We start from the raw sequence: 18511 nt of genomic DNA on the forward strand, positions 1-18511 counted from the left end.
TATTTTACTTCGGTTTATGTGGCGTTTACTTTACGCGAACCCGCAAGCACCGCCACAAAGCCACCACCATCAGCCCACTCACCAGCGCCCAACCCCAGGCCTGCTGGTTCTGCAATCCTTCACGAAACAACTGCGGCGCAATACCGGCACCGATGATGAAGGTCAGCAACGCAATCTCCCGACGCGGCACGCTCACGGGCCGGCACAGATACACCAACGCCGGAACGATGAACGCCACGCTCGGGAAGCTGCGATAGCGCGGGTCGAACACCAGCTCCAGCATGCTCACCGCAGCCGCAAATCCAACCACCGCAACCAGCCAGCCCGCCCGGCGTTCCAGGGCGTTGAAAGCCTGCCCGCGCCAACCTGCGCGGGGGCTCAGGGTTAGTGCGGCGTGCACCAGCACCAATAGGTTCAACGCAGTCAGCAACGCGACCCACAACCATTCACTGGTGAAGCGGGTGGTAACGCGCGCCAGGTCGCCCCAAACGCCGATAGAGCATGCAGCCAATGCGGCAAACAACGGTAGAGCCAGTGCGGCGCGGGTGCTGCGAACGCGACCACCCAGGATCAGCGTGCCTAGGAAAATCAGCCCACCCACCACCAGCCACTGCGACCAATACGGCACGTTTGTCACTGGTCCGGCCAGCACGCCCTTGTCCTGACGATCAGCATCAAACAGTCCCCAGTAACCACCTACCGCGCCTTCGCTGGCGCGTTTCCACGGTTGGTCAAACGCTTCGATCAGGTTGTAGTGCCAGCCTTGTTGCTCGGCCATGGTGACAAAACCGCGAATGAACTTGGCCTCATTGACTCGGCTCGGCAGAGCAGTTTCACGCTGACGACCTTCGCTCGGCCAGCCGGTTTCGCCAATCATCACGTCCTTGGGCGCGAATTTGTTGCCGAACACCTGGCGCACTTCCGCCACGTGTTGCAGGGCGGCATCGATGTTCGATGGATCATCTTCCCAGTAGGGCAACAGGTGGATGGTCAGGAAATCCACGGCCGGTGCGATTTCCGGATGCTTGAGCCAGAACTCCCAGACGTCGGCGTAAGTGACAGGTTGTTTGACGTGACTCTTGACCTTGTTGATCAGCTTCGCCAACTGCGCACCGGTGACTTCCTTGCGCAGCAGGGTTTCATTGCCGACGATCACGGCGGTCACCACGTCGGGGTTGGCGTTGGCCGAGGCAATCAGCAGGTCGACTTCTTTTTCGGTGTCCACCGGGTTGCTGTTGACCCAGGCGCCGATCATCAACTTCAAGCTGTGCTTGCGCGCCAGATCGGGCAGCGCTTCGAGGCCGGTCATGGAGTAGGTGCGGATGCATTCGAAACTCTTCGACAGCAGCGCGAGGTCGGCGTCCATGCGCTCGGGGCGCAGATTGAACGGCACGTCGAACGGCGATTGGTCTTTGTCGAACGGCGTGTAGGAGGCGCATTGCAGCTTGTGCGTCGCGCTGGCGACATCCGGCAGAATCACCGGTTTGCCAATACCGTACCAGAAGCCGCAAAGGGCAAAGATTCCCAGCAGGCAGGCGAATAGATAAGCAAAAAAAGGAAAGCGGGATGTCGCGGGCATGGTCAGGCCGTCTGGGAGCAAAGCGGCGCATGTTACCTGCATTTGTCGCGTGCTTGGTGGTTCGCATAATTTTGACATGCAAAGTTCGGGCGGATTGCCCGGAGCGACCGCGGTGCTCGAGATTAATGGCGTTGTGATGTCGTTTCTCGATGTCTTGAGGTCGCTGGCAGAGAAGGTCGTTGATGGCGTCAGGTTGATTATCGGAAGTGTCAGTCCCTCGTTGGTAAATCGCGCTGATGATCGAACGAGTTTGCGGTGAGGCGTGATGGGGGCGCTGTGCACCATAACAATACGTTTAAGCGACTCGGCATCCGTCGAGCGCAGCACTTTCGGGGAAGTAACGATGAAGATGCGACGACTCTTGGGCGCAGGTGCCGCTTTGGTGCTGGCGATCAGTTCTACCGTGGCCAGCGCCGCAGGTAAGGAAGTGACTATCGGTTATGTTGACGGCTGGTCGGACAGCGTCGCTACGACCAACGTCGCTGCCGAAGTGATCAGGCAGAAACTCGGTTACGACGTGAAGTTGCAAGCCGTCGCGACCGGGATCATGTGGCAAGGCGTGGCCACCGGAAAACTCGACGCGATGCTGTCAGCCTGGCTGCCAGTGACTCATGGTGAGTACTGGACGAAGAACAAGGATCAGGTCGTCGATTACGGCCCGAACTTCAAGGATGCGAAAATCGGCCTGATCGTGCCGGAGTACGTCAAGGCCAAGTCCATCGAGGATCTGAAGACCGACGACACTTTCAAGAATCGTATCGTCGGCATCGACGCCGGTTCAGGCGTGATGCTCAAGACCGATCAGGCGATCAAGGACTACGACCTGACCGGCTATCAACTCAAGGCCAGTTCCGGCGCCGGCATGATCGCCGAGCTGACCCGTGCCGAGAAGAAAAACGAATCCATTGCCGTGACCGGTTGGGTACCGCACTGGATGTTCGCCAAGTGGAAACTGCGCTTCCTCGAAGACCCGAAAGGCGTGTACGGCGCGGCTGAAACCGTGAACAACATCGGTAGCAAAGGCCTGGAGGCCAAAGCGCCGGAAGTGGCCAAGTTCCTGAAGAACTTCCAGTGGGAATCCAAGGATGAAATCGGCCAGGTCATGCTGGCGATCCAGGATGGCGCCAAGCCTGAAGCGGCCGCGAAAGATTGGGTAGCGAAACACCCTGAGCGTGTGGCGGCCTGGACCAAGTAATTACATAGAGCATGCTTGAACCTGTGGGAGCGAGCCTGCTCGCGATAGCAGTCGGTCATTTAACTGAAAAGTTGCCTGACAAGACGCCTTCGCGAGCAGGCCCGCTCCCACATTTATTTGGTAGTGCTGGAGATTGGCAAAAACGTCATGTGGTTCTAAGACTAAGGTCGTCTGGAACCTGCCCCGCAGCCGCATAGAGTGGATACCGTTCCAACTAAATCTGTGCTGCGAGGATAAAAACAATGAACGACAGCATTTACCTCTCGATTCAAAACAGCCCGCGCTTCAAGGAGCTGGTTACCAAGAGGGAACGATTCGCCTGGATTCTTTCGGCGATCATGCTAGGGCTTTACTCCGGATTCATCCTTTTGATTGCCTACGGGCCGCATGTACTGGGGGCGAAACTCAGCCCTGAGTCATCGATTACCTGGGGCATCCCGATCGGTGTCGGACTGATCCTTTCGGCCTTCGTCCTGACCGGTATTTACGTGCGACGCGCCAATGGCGAATTCGACGACCTGAACAATGCGATTCTCAAGGAGGCTCAGCAATGATCCGGCGTCTAATGGCTCTATTGAGTATCGCAGCCTTCGCACCTGGAGCCTGGGCGGCTGACGCCCTGACCGGCGCCGTGCAGAAACAACCGCTGAACGTCGCCGCGATCCTGATGTTCGTGGCGTTTGTCGGCGCAACGTTGTACATCACTTACTGGGCGTCCAAGAAAAACAACTCGGCCTCCGACTACTACGCGGCGGGTGGCAAGATCACCGGTTTCCAGAATGGCCTGGCGATCGCTGGCGACTACATGTCGGCGGCATCCTTCCTGGGTATTTCCGCGTTGGTGTTCACCTCCGGCTACGACGGCCTGATCTACTCGATCGGCTTCCTGGTGGGCTGGCCGATCATTCTGTTCCTGATCGCCGAGCGTCTGCGTAACCTGGGTAAATACACCTTTGCCGACGTGGCGTCCTATCGCCTCGGGCAAACCCAGATTCGCTCGCTGTCCGCTTGCGGTTCGCTGGTGGTGGTGGCGTTCTACCTGATCGCGCAAATGGTGGGCGCAGGCAAGCTGATCCAGCTGCTGTTTGGTCTGGACTACCATGTTGCGGTGATCCTGGTCGGTATCCTGATGTGCGCCTACGTATTGTTCGGCGGCATGCTGGCGACCACCTGGGTGCAGATCATCAAGGCCGTGTTGCTGCTGTCCGGCGCCTCGTTCATGGCGCTGATGGTGATGAAGCACGTCAACTTCGACTTCAACATGCTGTTCTCCGAGGCGATCAAGGTTCACCCTAAAGGTGAAGCGATCATGAGCCCGGGCGGCCTGGTGAAAGATCCGGTCTCGGCATTCTCCCTGGGTCTGGCACTGATGTTCGGTACCGCTGGCCTGCCACACATCCTGATGCGCTTCTTCACCGTGAGTGACGCGAAAGAAGCTCGCAAAAGCGTGCTGTACGCAACTGGCTTCATCGGTTACTTCTACATCCTGACCTTCATCATCGGCTTCGGCGCGATCCTGCTGGTTAGCACCAACCCGGCCTTCAAAGATGCGGCTGGCGCGCTGTTGGGCGGCAACAACATGGCGGCGGTGCACCTGGCCAACGCGGTCGGTGGCAGCATTTTCCTGGGCTTCATCTCGGCAGTAGCGTTCGCGACCATTCTGGCCGTGGTTGCCGGTCTGACCCTGGCCGGTGCTTCGGCGGTCTCTCACGACCTGTACGCCAGCGTGATCAAGAAAGGCAAGGCCAACGAGAAGGATGAAATTCGCGTCTCGAAAATCACCACCATCGCGCTGGCGGTGCTGGCCATTGGTCTGGGCATTCTGTTCGAAAGCCAGAACATCGCGTTCATGGTGGGCCTGGCATTCTCCATCGCGGCGAGCTGTAACTTCCCGGTCCTGCTGCTTTCCATGTACTGGAAAAAGCTGACCACTCGTGGTGCGATGATCGGCGGCTGGATGGGGCTGATCAGTGCCGTGGGTCTGATGATTCTTGGTCCAACCATCTGGGTGCAGATCCTGCATCACGAGAAAGCAATCTTCCCGTATGAGTATCCGGCGCTGTTCTCGATGATCATTGCGTTTGTGGGGATCTGGTTCTTCTCGATCACTGACAAGTCGACTGCTGCGGACAATGAGCGGGCGCTGTTCTTCCCTCAGTTCGTTCGTTCGCAGACTGGTCTGGGGGCGAGTGGGGCGGTTTCGCACTAAGGTTTGATGCTTTTATATAAGTAACGCAGTTGTACGAGATGCCCCGGTCGAGAGATCGGGGCATTTTTTATTGGGCGGTAATCGACCTGAATTTGTTGGGTGTACCTGATTTACTGTGGGAGATTCTATGTTGCGGATATCCCCAGTCCCTATGGGAGCCAGCCTGCTGGCGATGACGGCCTGACAGTCGAGCTGGATTCTCGGATGTATCAGGTCAAAAGATCGCAGCCTCGTTGCACTCGACAGCTCCTACAGGGAAAGGCGTTCGAACTAACGACCAAGCCGGTAGGCCGCCTTGAATTGACTGAGTAAACCGGCACGAACAAAAACGGCCCCTATATAAATAGAGGCCGTTCCCGGTACAACTCAACACGCTACAGCAAGAAAAATCTTACTTGCGGTCTTCCAGCTTGGTGATATCACGCGACTCGTAGCCGGTGTACAGCTGGCGTGGACGGCCAATCTTGTACGGGCTGGAGAGCATTTCCTTCCAGTGGGAGATCCAGCCGACAGTCCGCGCCAGGGCGAAGATCACGGTGAACATGCTGGTTGGAATGCCGATCGCCTTGAGGATGATCCCCGAGTAGAAATCGACGTTCGGGTACAGCGAGCGTTCGATGAAGTACGGGTCGGTCAGGGCGATCTCTTCCAGGCGCATGGCCAGTTCGAGTTGCGGATCGTTCTGGATGCCCAGTTCCTTCAACACTTCGTCGCAGGTCTGCTTCATTACTGTTGCGCGTGGGTCGCGGTTTTTGTAAACGCGGTGACCGAAGCCCATCAGTTTGAACGGATCGTTCTTGTCCTTGGCCTTGGCGATGTACTTGTCGATGTTCGAGACATCGCCAATTTCATCGAGCATGGTCAGAACGGCTTCGTTCGCACCGCCGTGGGCAGGGCCCCACAGTGCGGCGATACCGGCGGCGATACAGGCGAACGGGTTGGCACCCGAGGAGCCTGCCAGGCGCACGGTGGAAGTCGATGCGTTCTGCTCGTGGTCGGCATGGAGGATGAAGATCCGGTCCATGGCCTTGGCGAGTACCGGGCTGATCGGTTTGATCTCGCACGGGGTGTTGAACATCATGTGCAGGAAGTTTTCCGCGTACGTCAGGTCGTTGCGCGGGTACATCATGGGTTGGCCCATGGAGTACTTGTAAACCATCGCTGCCAGGGTCGGCATCTTGGCAACCAGGCGGATCGCGGAGATTTCGCGATGCTGCGGGTTATTGATGTCCAGGGAGTCGTGGTAGAAGGCCGACAGGGCGCCGACTACACCGCACATGACGGCCATCGGGTGGGCGTCGCGACGGAAACCGTTGAAGAAGGTCTTCAGCTGCTCGTGAACCATGGTGTGGTTCTTCACAGTGCTGACAAACTGGGCCTTCTGTTCTGCGGTCGGCAATTCACCGTTGAGCAGCAGATAGCAGGTTTCCAGGTAGTCCGACTTTTCAGCCAGCTGTTCGATCGGGTAGCCGCGGTGCAGCAGAATACCGTTGTCGCCGTCGATATAGGTGATCTTCGACTCGCAGGAAGCGGTCGACATGAAACCAGGGTCAAAGGTGAAGCGGCCCGTGGCCGTCAGGCCCCGAACATCGATAACATCGGGACCAACGGTGCCGGTTAAAATGGGCAGCTCGACGGGGGCTGCGCCCTCGATGATCAACTGCGCTTTTTTGTCAGCCATGTGGCCTCCTATTTATGCTTGAAATCATCAGACAGACCCCCCACGCAGGGCCCGCACCACTATAGTGAGATAAATTCGAATGTCAATTTGCCTAAAGTCTTGCTCCAGAAGGCTTTAACCCGACTTTTTTCTCGAAATTGCCTGCCATTTACGCCTTTTATGTCAGTTGCGCAATCCGCTGTTTGGGTGAGGTCTTTGCGTTGTCATTAGTAGCCTAACTGTCTATACTCGGCCACCGACCGCCAAGGGCTTTTGGGCCTGCTTTATTGGGGGTCGCATCCCTGGGTGGTGGTTACCTGACCAGTGCACTCCCCAACAACTTTGCCCTGATTGTTAGGGGCTCTTCAGTGTGAAAAAAAAGCCGTGAAAAGCCAACGACCTGTAAACCTAGACCTAAGGACCATCAAACTCCCCATCACCGGCGTTACGTCGTTTCTTCACCGTGTTTCCGGCATCATCCTCTTCCTGGGCCTTGGCTTCATGCTTTATGCATTGGGCAAGTCTTTGGGTTCCGAGGAAGGTTTTGCCGACGTGAAGGCATGCTTGACCAGCCCGCTGGCCAAGTTCGTAGCATGGGGCCTCCTGTCCGCTCTTCTTTATCACCTGGTAGCCGGTGTGCGCCACTTGATCATGGACATGGGCATCGGTGAGACGCTGGAAGGCGGCCGCCTGGGCTCGAAAATTATCATCGCCGTTTCCGTGGTGTTGATCGTTCTGGCAGGAGTTTGGATATGGTAACCAGCGTTACGAACCTTTCGCGTTCCGGTCTGTATGACTGGATGGCGCAACGTGTGTCTGCGGTCGTTCTCGCGGCTTATTTCATCTTCCTGATCGGATACCTCGCTGCGAACCCGGGCATTGGCTATGACCAATGGCACGGCCTGTTCGCCCACAACGGGATGCGTATCTTCAGTCTGCTGGCCCTTGTGGCCCTGGGCGCTCACGCCTGGGTCGGCATGTGGACCATCGCGACCGACTACCTGACGCCAATGGCGCTGGGCAAGTCCGCGACTGCAGTACGTTTCCTTTTCCAGGCAGTATGCGGCGTTGCGATGTTCGCTTACTTCGTCTGGGGTGTGCAGATTCTCTGGGGTATCTGATTCATGGCTAACATTCCAACGATTTCTTTCGACGCCATCATTATTGGTGGTGGCGGTGCCGGCATGCGCGCAGCGCTGCAATTGGCACAAGGCGGTCACAAGACTGCCGTGATCACCAAGGTGTTCCCGACCCGTTCGCACACCGTATCCGCTCAAGGCGGCATCACCTGCGCCATCGCTTCGGCCGACCCGAACGATGACTGGCGCTGGCACATGTACGATACCGTCAAGGGTTCCGACTACATCGGTGACCAGGACGCTATCGAATACATGTGTCAGGAAGGCCCGGCCGCAGTTTTCGAACTGGACCACATGGGTCTGCCGTTCTCCCGTACCGAACAAGGCCGCATCTATCAGCGCCCGTTCGGCGGTCAGTCCAAGGACTACGGTAAAGGCGGCCAGGCTGCGCGTACTTGCGCTGCATCCGACCGTACCGGTCACGCTCTGCTGCACACCCTTTATCAGGGCAACCTGAAAGCCGGTACCACGTTCCTGAACGAGTACTACGCTGTCGACCTGGTAAAGAACTCGCAAGGCGAGTTCGTCGGCGTGATCGCGATCTGCATCGAAACCGGCGAAACCACCTACATCCGTGCCAAGGCTACCGTTCTGGCCACCGGCGGTGCAGGTCGTATCTACGCGTCGACCACCAATGCCCTGATCAACACCGGTGACGGCGTTGGTATGGCGCTGCGTGCCGGCGTACCGGTACAAGACATCGAAATGTGGCAGTTCCACCCGACCGGCATCGCCGGTGCCGGTGTACTGGTTACAGAAGGTTGCCGTGGTGAAGGTGGTTACCTGATCAACAAGCACGGCGAGCGTTTCATGGAGCGTTATGCTCCGAACGCCAAAGACCTTGCCGGTCGTGACGTTGTTGCCCGTTCGATGGTTAAGGAAATCATCGCCGGCAACGGTTGCGGTCCGAATGGCGACCACGTAATGCTCAAACTCGACCACTTGGGCGAGGAAGTGCTGCACAGCCGTCTGCCAGGCATCTGCGAACTGTCGAAAACTTTCGCACACGTTGACCCGGTAGTTGCTCCGGTTCCGGTTGTTCCGACTTGCCACTATATGATGGGCGGCGTTGCCACCAACATTCACGGCCAGGCGATCACCCAGGACGCTGACGGCGTCGATACCATCATCCCTGGCTTGTTTGCAGTGGGCGAAGTGGCTTGCGTATCGGTTCACGGTGCCAACCGTCTGGGCGGCAACTCGCTGCTCGACCTGGTGGTATTCGGCCGCGCTGCCGGCCTGCACCTGGAAAAAGCACTGACCGACGGCATCGAATACGACGACGCCACCGACGCCAACATTGAAGCTGCCCTGGCGCGTCTGTCCGCTCTGAACGATCGTACCGAAGGCGAAGACGTGGCTACCCTGCGTCGCGAACTGCAAAGCTGCATGCAGAACTACTTCGGTGTATTCCGTACCGGCGAATACATGCAGAAGGGTATTGCCCAGTTGGCTGACCTGCGCAAGCGTATCGCCAACGTCAAGATCAACGATAAGTCGCAAGCGTTCAACACTGCGCGTATCGAAGCTCTGGAACTGCAAAACCTGCTGGAAGTGGCTGAAGCTACCGCCATCGCTGCCGAAGTGCGTAAAGAGTCCCGCGGTGCTCACGCCCGTGAAGACTTCGAAGATCGTGACGACGAAAACTGGCTGTGCCACACCCTGTACTTCCCGGGTGACAAGCGCGTGACCAAGCGTGCTGTGAACTTCTCGCCGAAGACTGTTCCGACTTTTGAACCTAAGATTCGGACTTATTAAGGGTGGCCGCCATGTTGCAAGTCAGCGTTTATCGTTACAACCCTGATCAGGACGCCGCGCCGTTCATGCAGGAATTCCAGGTTGATACCGGTGGTAAAGACCTGATGGTGCTGGACGTACTGGCCCTGATCAAAGAGCAGGACGAAGGTTTCTCCTATCGTCGCTCTTGCCGTGAAGGCGTTTGCGGTTCCGACGGCATGAACATCAATGGCAAGAACGGCCTGGCCTGCGTCACGCCGCTGTCTGCTGTTGTAAAAGGTAACAAGTTGATCGTTCGTCCTCTGCCAGGTTTGCCGGTTATCCGTGACCTGGTCGTCGATATGAGCATCTTCTACAAGCAATACGAGAAGGTTAAGCCATTCCTGCAGAACGACACGCCGGCTCCGGCCATCGAGCGTCTGCAGTCCCCTGAAGAGCGTGAAAAGCTCGACGGTCTGTACGAGTGCATCCTGTGCGCTTGCTGCTCGACCTCTTGCCCGTCCTTCTGGTGGAACCCGGACAAGTTCCTGGGTCCAGCTGCCCTGCTGCAAGCGTACCGCTTCCTGGCAGACAGCCGCGACACCAAGACTACCGAGCGACTGGCTTCGCTGGATGACCCGTTCAGCGTATTCCGCTGCCGCGGGATCATGAACTGCGTCAACGTATGTCCGAAGGGCCTGAACCCGACTAAGGCCATCGGTCACATCCGTAACATGTTGCTGCAAAGCGGCGTGTGATTCAGCAGCTGTAGATGTACCGCTGTACCCGTAGATGCTACGGCGCAGGCTTCAACCGGCGCCGTAGTTTTAACCTGAGCAGCAGCTTGTAAGGCTGCGGCTCTTATTTTGAAGAAATGAGACAAGCAGGGGCATCCGGGCTGGTACCCGGACTATCAGCGTGATCCTAAGTGGCTTGTTTTGGTCGCTGCATTCGGACTTCTGCAAGTTTGCTCGGTGTCGACGCCGGTGGTGTTCCCCTAACCGAGGGTGACCAAGCATGCAAGAAAGCGTGATGCAGCGCATGTGGAACAGTGCCTACCTTTCCGGTAGTAACGCTGCCTATGTGGAAGAGCTCTACGAGCTCTACCTGCACGACCCTAACGCTGTGCCAGAAGAGTGGCGCACCTACTTCCAGAAGTTGCCTGCTGACGGCAACTCTGCCACCGATGTTTCGCACTCCACAATTCGCGATCATTTCGTCTTGCTGGCAAAGAACCAGCGCCGCGCCCAACCGGTTTCCGCCGGCAGCGTGAGCAGTGAGCACGAGAAGAAGCAAGTTGAAGTGCTGCGATTGATCCAGGCCTACCGTATGCGTGGCCACCAGGCATCCCAGCTTGACCCGCTGGGACTGTGGCAGCGTCCTGCACCTGCAGACCTGTCGATCAATCATTACGGCTTGACCAATGCCGATCTTGATACGACCTTCCGTGCCGGCGACCTGTTCATCGGCAAAGAGGAAGCGAGCCTACGCGAAATTCACGAAGCGTTGCAGCAGACATATTGCCGCACCATCGGCGCTGAATTTACGCACATCACCGATTCCGAGCAGCGCCAGTGGTTCCAGCAGCGTCTGGAAAGCGTGCGCGGCCGTCCGACGTACTCCGCCGACATCAAGAGCCACCTGCTTGAGCGCGTGACCGCCGGTGAAGGCCTGGAGAAATACCTGGGCACCAAATACCCGGGTACCAAGCGTTTCGGTCTGGAAGGCGGCGAGAGCCTGATCCCGATGCTAGACGAGTTGATCCAGCGTTCCGGTTCCTACGGCACCAAGGAAATCGTCATCGGCATGGCCCACCGTGGCCGTCTGAACGTCCTGGTCAACACCTTCGGCAAGAACCCGCGCGAGCTGTTCGACGAGTTCGAAGGCAAGAAGAAGGTCGAGCTGGGTTCCGGTGACGTTAAGTACCACCAGGGCTTCTCGTCCAACGTGATGACCACCGGCGGTGAAGTTCACCTGGCCATGGCGTTCAACCCGTCCCACCTGGAAATCGTTTCCCCGGTGGTCGAGGGTTCGGTTCGCGCCCGTCAGGACCGTCGTAACGACCCGACCGGTGAGAAGGTTCTGCCGATCTCCATCCACGGAGACGCTGCTTTCGCAGGTCAGGGCGTGGTGATGGAAACCTTCCAGATGTCGCAGACCCGCGGTTTCAAGACCGGCGGTACCGTGCACATCGTGATCAACAACCAGGTTGGTTTCACCATCAGCAACCCGCTGGACTCGCGCTCCACCGAGTACGCGACCGACGTTGCGAAAATGATCCAGGCGCCGATCCTCCATGTGAATGGGGATGATCCGGAAGCCGTATTGTTCGTGACCCAGCTGGCCATTGACTACCGCATGCAGTTCAAGCGTGATGTGGTGATCGACCTGGTCTGCTACCGTCGTCGCGGCCACAACGAAGCCGACGAACCAAGCGGCACCCAGCCGATCATGTATCAGCAGATCACCAAACAGCGCACTACCCGTGAGCTGTATGCCGATCGTCTGACCCAGGGCGGTGTGCTGGACGCAGAGCGTGTTCAGGCGAAAGTCGACGAATACCGCAACGCGCTGGACAACGGTCTGCACGTAGTGAAAAGCCTGGTCAAAGAGCCGAACAAAGAGTTGTTCGTGGATTGGCGTCCGTATCTGGGTCACGCCTGGACCGCGCGTCACGACACTCGCTTTGACCTCAAGACCTTGCAGGAACTGTCCGCCAAGCTGCTGGAAATCCCGGAAGGCTTCGTGGTTCAGCGCCAGGTTGCGAAGATCTACGAAGACCGTCAGAAGATGCAAGCCGGCGGCCTGCCGATCAACTGGGGTTACGCCGAAACCATGGCGTACGCGACCCTGGCGTTCGAAGGTCACCCGATCCGCATGACCGGCCAGGACATCGGCCGCGGTACGTTCTCGCACCGCCATGCTGTTCTGCACAACCAGAAAGACGCGGGCACCTACGTCCCGTTGCAGAACCTGTACGACGGTCAGCCACGCTTTGACCTGTACGACTCGTTCCTGTCCGAAGAAGCAGTATTGGCGTTCGAATACGGTTACTCGACCACCACGCCGGATGCGCTGGTGATCTGGGAAGCCCAGTTCGGCGACTTCGCCAACGGTGCCCAGGTGGTTATCGACCAGTTCATCACCAGTGGCGAGCACAAGTGGGGCCGTCTGTGCGGTCTGACCATGCTGCTGCCGCACGGTTATGAAGGTCAGGGTCCGGAGCACTCCTCGGCTCGTCTGGAGCGTTACCTGCAGCTGTGCGCCGAGCACAACATTCAGGTCGCGGTACCGACTACGCCGGCGCAGATCTACCACTTGCTGCGTCGTCAGGTGATTCGCCCGCTGCGCAAGCCGTTGATCGTTCTGACTCCGAAGTCGTTGCTGCGTCACAAGCTGGCCATCTCGACTCTGGAAGATCTGGCCGAAGGTTCGTTCCAGACCGTTATCCCGGAAATCGATGCCCTGGACCCGAAAAAGGTCGAGCGCGTTGTTCTGTGTAGCGGCAAGGTCTACTACGACCTGCTGGAAAAACGCCGTGCCGAAGGCCGTGACGATATCGCCATCGTGCGTATCGAGCAGCTGTACCCATTCCCTGAGGATGACTTGAAAGAAGTCCTGGCTCCTTATACCAACGCCAAAGCTGCCGTTTGGTGTCAGGAAGAGCCAATGAACCAGGGTGCGTGGTACTGCAGCCAACACCACATGCGTCGCAGCATCAGCAACCTCGACAAGTCTCTCGTACTTGAGTACGCGGGCCGTGAGGCTTCTGCTGCACCGGCATGCGGTTACGCATCGATGCACGCTGAGCAGCAGGAAAAACTGCTGCAAGACGCCTTTACTGTTTAACGCCTTCGCGCACCTGAAACCGAATTTAAGGACCCACAGATAATGGCTATCGAAATCAAAGCCCCCACTTTCCCGGAATCGGTTGCCGATGGCACCGTTGCCACCTGGCACAAACAACCGGGCGACGCCGTCAAGCGTGACGAACTGATCGTCGACATCGAAACCGACAAAGTCGTACTGGAAGTTCTGGCGACTGCTGACGGCGTGCTGGGCGCAATCGTCAAGGGCGAAGGCGAAACCGTTCTGTCCGACGAAGTCCTGGGCTCCATCGTTGAAGGCGGTGCTGCTGCCGCTGCTCCGGCTGCCGCTGCTGCTCCGGCCGCTGCTACTGCCGCTCCGGCTGCCGGCGCTGACGAAGACGCTATCGCTGCTCCGGCTGCTCGCAAGCTGGCTGAAGAAAACGGCATCAACCTGGCGTCCGTCAAAGGCACCGGCAAAGATGGTCGTGTAACCAAGGAAGACGTGGTTGCCGCTGTCGAAGCCAAGAAAGCCGCTCCGGCTGCCGCACCTGCCAAGGCTGCTGCTCCGGCTGCCGCTGCTCCTGTGTTCGCCGCTGGCGACCGCATCGAGAAGCGCGTACCGATGACACGCGTTCGTGCCACCGTAGCCAAGCGTCTGGTTGAAGCTCAATCGAACATGGCCATGCTGACCACTTTCAACGAAGTCGACATGACCGAAGTCATGGCCCTGCGTTCGAAGTACAAGGACCTGTTCGAGAAGTCCCACAACGGCGTGCGCCTGGGCTTCATGTCGTTCTTCGTGAAGGCTGCCACCGAAGCGCTGAAACGCTTCCCGGCTGTCAACGCCTCGATCGACGGTGGCGACATCGTTTACCACGGCTACGCTGACGTCGGCGTTGCAGTTTCCAGCGATCGCGGCCTGGTTGTACCGGTTCTGCGTAACGCCGAACTGATGAGCCTGGCTGAAATCGAAGGCGGCATCGCCACCTTCGGCAAGAAAGCCCGCGACGGCAAACTGTCGATGGATGAAATGACCGGTGGTACTTTCACCATCACCAACGGTGGTACTTTCGGTTCGATGATGTCGACCCCGATCGTCAACCCGCCACAAGCGGCCATCCTGGGCATGCACAACATCATCCAGCGTCCTATGGCCATCAATGGTCAGGTCGTTATTCGTCCGATGATGTACCTGGCTCTGTCCTACGATCACCGTCTGATCGATGGCAAAGAAGCTGTGACCTTCCTGGTGACCATCAAGAACCTGCTGGAAGATCCGGCTCGTCTGTTGCTGGATATCTGATAGAAGCAGCCATGGACTGCAAGCTCGAGCTGTCGGAAAACCCGCGGCTTGGCTTGCAGCTTGCGGCTTGAAGCTTTTCGCTAAAGAGGATTTTTTGAATGTCGCAGAAATTTGACGTAGTAGTGATCGGCGCTGGCCCTGGCGGCTATGTGGCTGCCATCAAGGCGGCCCAGCTGGGCCTCAGCACTGCCTGCATCGAGAAGTACACCGACAAGGAAGGCAAACTGGCTCTGGGCGGTACTTGCCTGAACGTCGGCTGCATTCCATCCAAGGCGCTGCTGGACAGTTCCTGGAAGTACAAGGAAGCCAAAGAAGGCTTCGCGATCCACGGTATCAACCACGCTGGCGTGACCATGGACGTGCCAGCAATGGTCGGCCGCAAGGCCACCATCGTCAAAGGCCTGACCTCTGGCGTTGCGACCCTGTTCAAAGCCAACGGTGTGACTTCGATTGAAGGTCACGGCAAGCTGCTGGCCGGCAAGCAAGTTGAAGTCACCAAGCCAGACGGCTCGGTAGAAATTATCCAGGCCGAGAGCGTGATCCTGGCTCCAGGTTCGCGTCCGATCGACATTCCGCCAGCTCCGGTTGACCAAAATGTGATCGTCGATTCGACTGGCGCACTGGAATTCCAGACCGTGCCTAAGCGTCTGGGCGTGATCGGCGCTGGCGTGATCGGCCTGGAACTGGGTTCGGTCTGGTCGCGTCTGGGTGCAGAAGTGACTGTCCTGGAAGCCCTGGACACCTTCCTGATGGCAGCGGATGCCGCTGTTTCCAAGGAAGCGCTGAAAACCCTGACCAAACAGGGTCTGGACATCAAGCTGGGCGCTCGCGTGACCGGCTCCAAAGTGAACGGCGACGAAGTCGTTGTGAACTACACCGATGCCAACGGTGAACAGAACATCACTTTCGACAAGCTGATCGTAGCCGTTGGTCGCCGTCCGGTGACCACTGATCTGCTGGCTGCCGACTGCGGCGTGACCCTGGACGAGCGCGGTTTCGTGCACGTTGATGATCACTGCGCCACCACAGTACCGGGCGTCTACGCCATCGGTGACGTGGTTCGCGGCATGATGCTGGCGCACAAAGCGTCGGAAGAAGGCATCATGGTTGTCGAGCGCATCAAGGGCCACAAGGCTCAGATGAACTATGATTTGATCCCTTCGGTTATTTATACTCACCCGGAAATCGCATGGGTCGGTAAAACCGAGCAGGCCTTGAAAGCTGAAGGCGTTGAAGTTAACGTCGGCACCTTCCCGTTCGCAGCCTCCGGCCGTGCCATGGCTGCCAACGATACCGGTGGTTTCGTCAAGGTCATCGCAGATGCCAAGACAGACCGCGTATTGGGCGTCCACGTGATTGGCCCAAGCGCTGCCGAACTGGTTCAGCAGGGCGCAATCGGTATGGAATTCGGCACCAGCGCTGAAGACCTGGGCATGATGGTTTTCTCCCATCCGACCCTGTCTGAAGCCTTGCACGAAGCTGCTCTGGCAGTGAATGGCGGCGCCATCCACATCGCCAACCGCAAGAAGCGTTAAGACAATAAGAAACCACGGCGGAATGGCCCGTCGTGAGCCTTGCATGCAAGACTCACCGCGGAATATCCGCCGGACGCAGTCTTGCATAGCTGCACCGGGTATCCGGAAAGGCTATGCAAGCAGCAGTCACAGGTGGTGCGGCACTTGAATGAGTGCAGCACCGAATGCGCAGTACCTAACGAAGACGGTAATAAGCATGAATCTTCACGAGTATCAGGGTAAGCAGCTGTTCGCTGAGTACGGCCTGCCAGTTTCCACCGGTTACGCGGTAGACACCCCGGAAGCAGCAGCAGAAGCTTGCGACAAAATCGGCGGCAGCGAGTGGGTTGTCAAAGCCCAGGTTCACGCCGGTGGTCGCGGTAAAGCGGGCGGCGTAAAGCTGGTTCGCAGCAAAGAAGACGCCAAAGCCTTCGCACAGCAGTGGCTGGGCAAGCGTCTGGTGACTTACCAGACTGACGCCAATGGCCAGCCAGTCACCAAGATCCTGGTTGAATCGTGCACTGATATCGCTAAAGAGCTGTACCTGGGCGCTGTCGTTGACCGTTCGAGCCGTCGTATCGTGTTCATGGCTTCCACCGAAGGTGGCGTGGACATCGAGAAAATCGCTCACGACACTCCAGAAAAAATTCTGAAAGCCACCATCGATCCACTGGTTGGCGCTCAGCCATTCCAAGGTCGCGAGCTGGCATTCCAGTTGGGTCTGGAAGGCAAGCAAGTTGCTCAGTTCGCCAAGATCTTCGTAGGTCTGGCCAAGCTGTTCAAGGATCACGACCTGGCCCTGCTGGAAGTGAACCCGCTGGTGATCAAAGCTGACGGCGATCTGCACTGCCTCGATGCCAAGATCAACATCGACGCCAACGCCATGTACCGTCAGCCTAAGCTGAAGACTTTCCACGATCCGTCGCAAGACGATCCGCGCGAAGCGCACGCTGCCAAGTTCGAACTGAACTACGTAGCGCTGGAAGGCAACATCGGTTGCATGGTCAACGGTGCTGGCCTGGCCATGGGTACCATGGACATCGTCAACCTGCATGGCGGCAAGCCAGCCAACTTCCTCGACGTGGGCGGCGGTGCTACCAAAGAACGCGTTACCGAAGCGTTCAAGATCATTCTGTCCGACACCAACGTCGCTGCAGTACTGGTTAACATCTTCGGCGGCATCGTTCGTTGCGACATGATTGCCGAAGGCATCATCGGTGCAGTGAAAGAAGTCGGCGTGAAAATCCCGGTTGTTGTTCGCCTTGAAGGCAACAACGCTGAGCTGGGCGCTAAAGTACTGGCAGAAAGCGGTTTGAACATCATCGCTGCTACCAGCCTGACCGACGCTGCTCAACAAGTTGTCAAAGCTGCGGAGGGCAAATAATGAGCGTCCTGATCAATAAAGACACGAAAGTTATCTGCCAGGGTATTACCGGTTCGCAAGGTAGTTTCCACACCCAGCAAGCCATCGAGTACGGCACCAAGATGGTGGGTGGTGTAACGCCAGGCAAAGGCGGCACCGAGCACCTGGGTCTGCCAGTGTTCAACACTGTTAAAGACGCAGTAGCTGCCACCGGCGCTACCGCCAGCGTGATCTACGTTCCGGCTCCTTTCTGCAAAGATTCGATCCTGGAAGCTGCTTTCGGCGGCATCAAGCTGATCGTCTGCATCACCGAAGGCATTCCTACCCTGGACATGCTGGACGCTAAAGTTAAGTGCGACGAGCTGGGTATCACCCTGATCGGCCCTAACTGCCCAGGCGTGATCACCCCAGGCGAATGCAAGATCGGCATCATGCCAGGTCACATTCACTTGCCAGGCAAGGTCGGTATCGTTTCCCGTTCCGGCACCCTGACGTACGAAGCTGTGAAGCAAACTACTGACGCCGGTTTCGGTCAGTCGACTTGCGTCGGCATCGGTGGTGACCCGATCCCGGGTTCGAACTTCATCGACATCCTGAAGCTGTTCCAGGAAGACCCGAAGACCGAAGCGATCGTAATGATCGGTGAGATCGGCGGTTCGGCTGAAGAAGAAGCGGCAGCCTACATCAAGGCACACGTGACCAAGCCGGTTGTTTCCTACATCGCTGGTGTGACTGCTCCTCCGGGCAAGCGCATGGGCCATGCTGGCGCAATCATCTCTGGCGGCAAAGGCACTGCAGACGAGAAATTCGCTGCTCTGCAAGACGCAGGCGTTAAAACCGTGCGTTCGCTGGCAGACATCGGCAAAGCCCTGGCTGAGCTGACTGGTTGGGCTGTCAAGTAAGCCTCGCGCTTAGCTGACGCTTCACCAAACAAAGGCCACCTTCGTGTGGCCTTTGTCGTTTCCGGAATTTGGAAAGTGGTCGATTTTATGGCGAGGGAGCAAGCTCCCTCGCCACAGGTGCT

The 18511-nt window shown here is 57.8% G+C and carries 14 protein-coding genes; 12 read left to right on the plus strand and 2 right to left on the minus strand.

The window, feature by feature from the left end; translation table 11 throughout:
- Nucleotides 1–25: 25 nt before the first annotated feature.
- Nucleotides 26–1621 carry a beta (1-6) glucans synthase gene (locus ACNYC6_RS21700; protein WP_419709089.1) on the minus strand — a complete coding sequence of 532 codons (1596 nt, stop codon included), beginning with the start codon at nt 1619–1621 and terminating at the stop codon, nt 26–28.
- 301 nt (nt 1622–1922) lie between these two features.
- Between ACNYC6_RS21700 and ACNYC6_RS21705 the strand changes: the two genes are divergently transcribed.
- From ACNYC6_RS21705 to ACNYC6_RS21715, 3 genes are all read left to right on the plus strand, one after another.
- The gene (locus ACNYC6_RS21705) at nt 1923–2774 is read left to right on the plus strand and encodes a glycine betaine ABC transporter substrate-binding protein (RefSeq protein WP_416129946.1); all 852 of its coding nucleotides are present in this window, start codon (nt 1923–1925) and stop codon (nt 2772–2774) included.
- A 242-nt stretch (nt 2775–3016) separates the two neighbouring features.
- Nucleotides 3017–3328, plus strand: coding sequence for a DUF485 domain-containing protein (locus ACNYC6_RS21710; protein ID WP_419709090.1), 312 nt, complete (start codon nt 3017–3019; stop codon nt 3326–3328).
- Entirely contained in the window at nt 3325–4983 is a 1659-nt protein-coding gene (locus ACNYC6_RS21715) for a cation acetate symporter (protein WP_419709091.1), read from the plus strand. The genes ACNYC6_RS21710 and ACNYC6_RS21715 overlap by 4 nt, the downstream gene beginning before the upstream one ends.
- Before the next feature lie 391 nt (nt 4984–5374).
- Here the strand turns inward: ACNYC6_RS21715 and gltA are convergent, their stop codons facing one another.
- Nucleotides 5375–6664, minus strand: a complete 1290-nt coding sequence (gene gltA, locus ACNYC6_RS21720; RefSeq protein ID WP_075948473.1) for a citrate synthase — start codon at nt 6662–6664, stop codon at nt 5375–5377.
- Between the two features lie 363 nt (nt 6665–7027).
- Here gltA and sdhC point away from each other — a divergent pair, with 363 nt between their 5' ends.
- The 9 genes from sdhC (at nt 7028) to sucD (ending at nt 18389) form a co-directional block, all read left to right on the plus strand.
- A complete protein-coding gene (sdhC, locus tag ACNYC6_RS21725) occupies nt 7028–7402 on the plus strand; it encodes a succinate dehydrogenase, cytochrome b556 subunit (RefSeq protein WP_056852964.1) in 375 nt (124 codons plus the stop codon).
- Entirely contained in the window at nt 7396–7764 is a 369-nt protein-coding gene (gene sdhD, locus ACNYC6_RS21730) for a succinate dehydrogenase, hydrophobic membrane anchor protein (protein WP_007977503.1), read from the plus strand. The genes sdhC and sdhD overlap by 7 nt, the downstream gene beginning before the upstream one ends.
- A gap of 3 nt (nt 7765–7767) precedes the next feature.
- Nucleotides 7768–9540 carry a succinate dehydrogenase flavoprotein subunit gene (gene sdhA, locus ACNYC6_RS21735; protein WP_419709092.1) on the plus strand — a complete coding sequence of 591 codons (1773 nt, stop codon included), beginning with the start codon at nt 7768–7770 and terminating at the stop codon, nt 9538–9540.
- A gap of 11 nt (nt 9541–9551) precedes the next feature.
- A complete protein-coding gene (locus ACNYC6_RS21740) occupies nt 9552–10256 on the plus strand; it encodes a succinate dehydrogenase iron-sulfur subunit (RefSeq protein WP_056852962.1) in 705 nt (234 codons plus the stop codon).
- Nucleotides 10257–10515: 259 nt separating this feature from the next.
- Entirely contained in the window at nt 10516–13347 is a 2832-nt protein-coding gene (locus ACNYC6_RS21745) for a 2-oxoglutarate dehydrogenase E1 component (RefSeq protein WP_419709093.1), read from the plus strand.
- 42 nt (nt 13348–13389) lie between these two features.
- The gene (gene odhB, locus ACNYC6_RS21750; RefSeq protein WP_419709094.1) at nt 13390–14610 is read left to right on the plus strand and encodes a 2-oxoglutarate dehydrogenase complex dihydrolipoyllysine-residue succinyltransferase; all 1221 of its coding nucleotides are present in this window, start codon (nt 13390–13392) and stop codon (nt 14608–14610) included.
- Nucleotides 14611–14708: 98 nt separating this feature from the next.
- Nucleotides 14709–16145, plus strand: a complete 1437-nt coding sequence (gene lpdA / locus ACNYC6_RS21755; protein ID WP_419709095.1) for a dihydrolipoyl dehydrogenase — start codon at nt 14709–14711, stop codon at nt 16143–16145.
- Nucleotides 16146–16341: 196 nt separating this feature from the next.
- A complete protein-coding gene (gene sucC, locus ACNYC6_RS21760) occupies nt 16342–17508 on the plus strand; it encodes an ADP-forming succinate--CoA ligase subunit beta (RefSeq protein ID WP_007919879.1) in 1167 nt (388 codons plus the stop codon).
- On the plus strand, nt 17508–18389 hold the full coding sequence (gene sucD, locus ACNYC6_RS21765; protein WP_008032672.1) for a succinate--CoA ligase subunit alpha: 882 nt from the start codon (nt 17508–17510) through the stop codon (nt 18387–18389). The genes sucC and sucD overlap by 1 nt, the downstream gene beginning before the upstream one ends.
- The last annotated feature ends 122 nt before the right edge of the window (nt 18390–18511 follow it).

Origin of the sequence: Pseudomonas sp. NFX224, assembly GCF_048565165.1 — a bacterium.
Taxonomy (GTDB): domain Bacteria; phylum Pseudomonadota; class Gammaproteobacteria; order Pseudomonadales; family Pseudomonadaceae; genus Aquipseudomonas.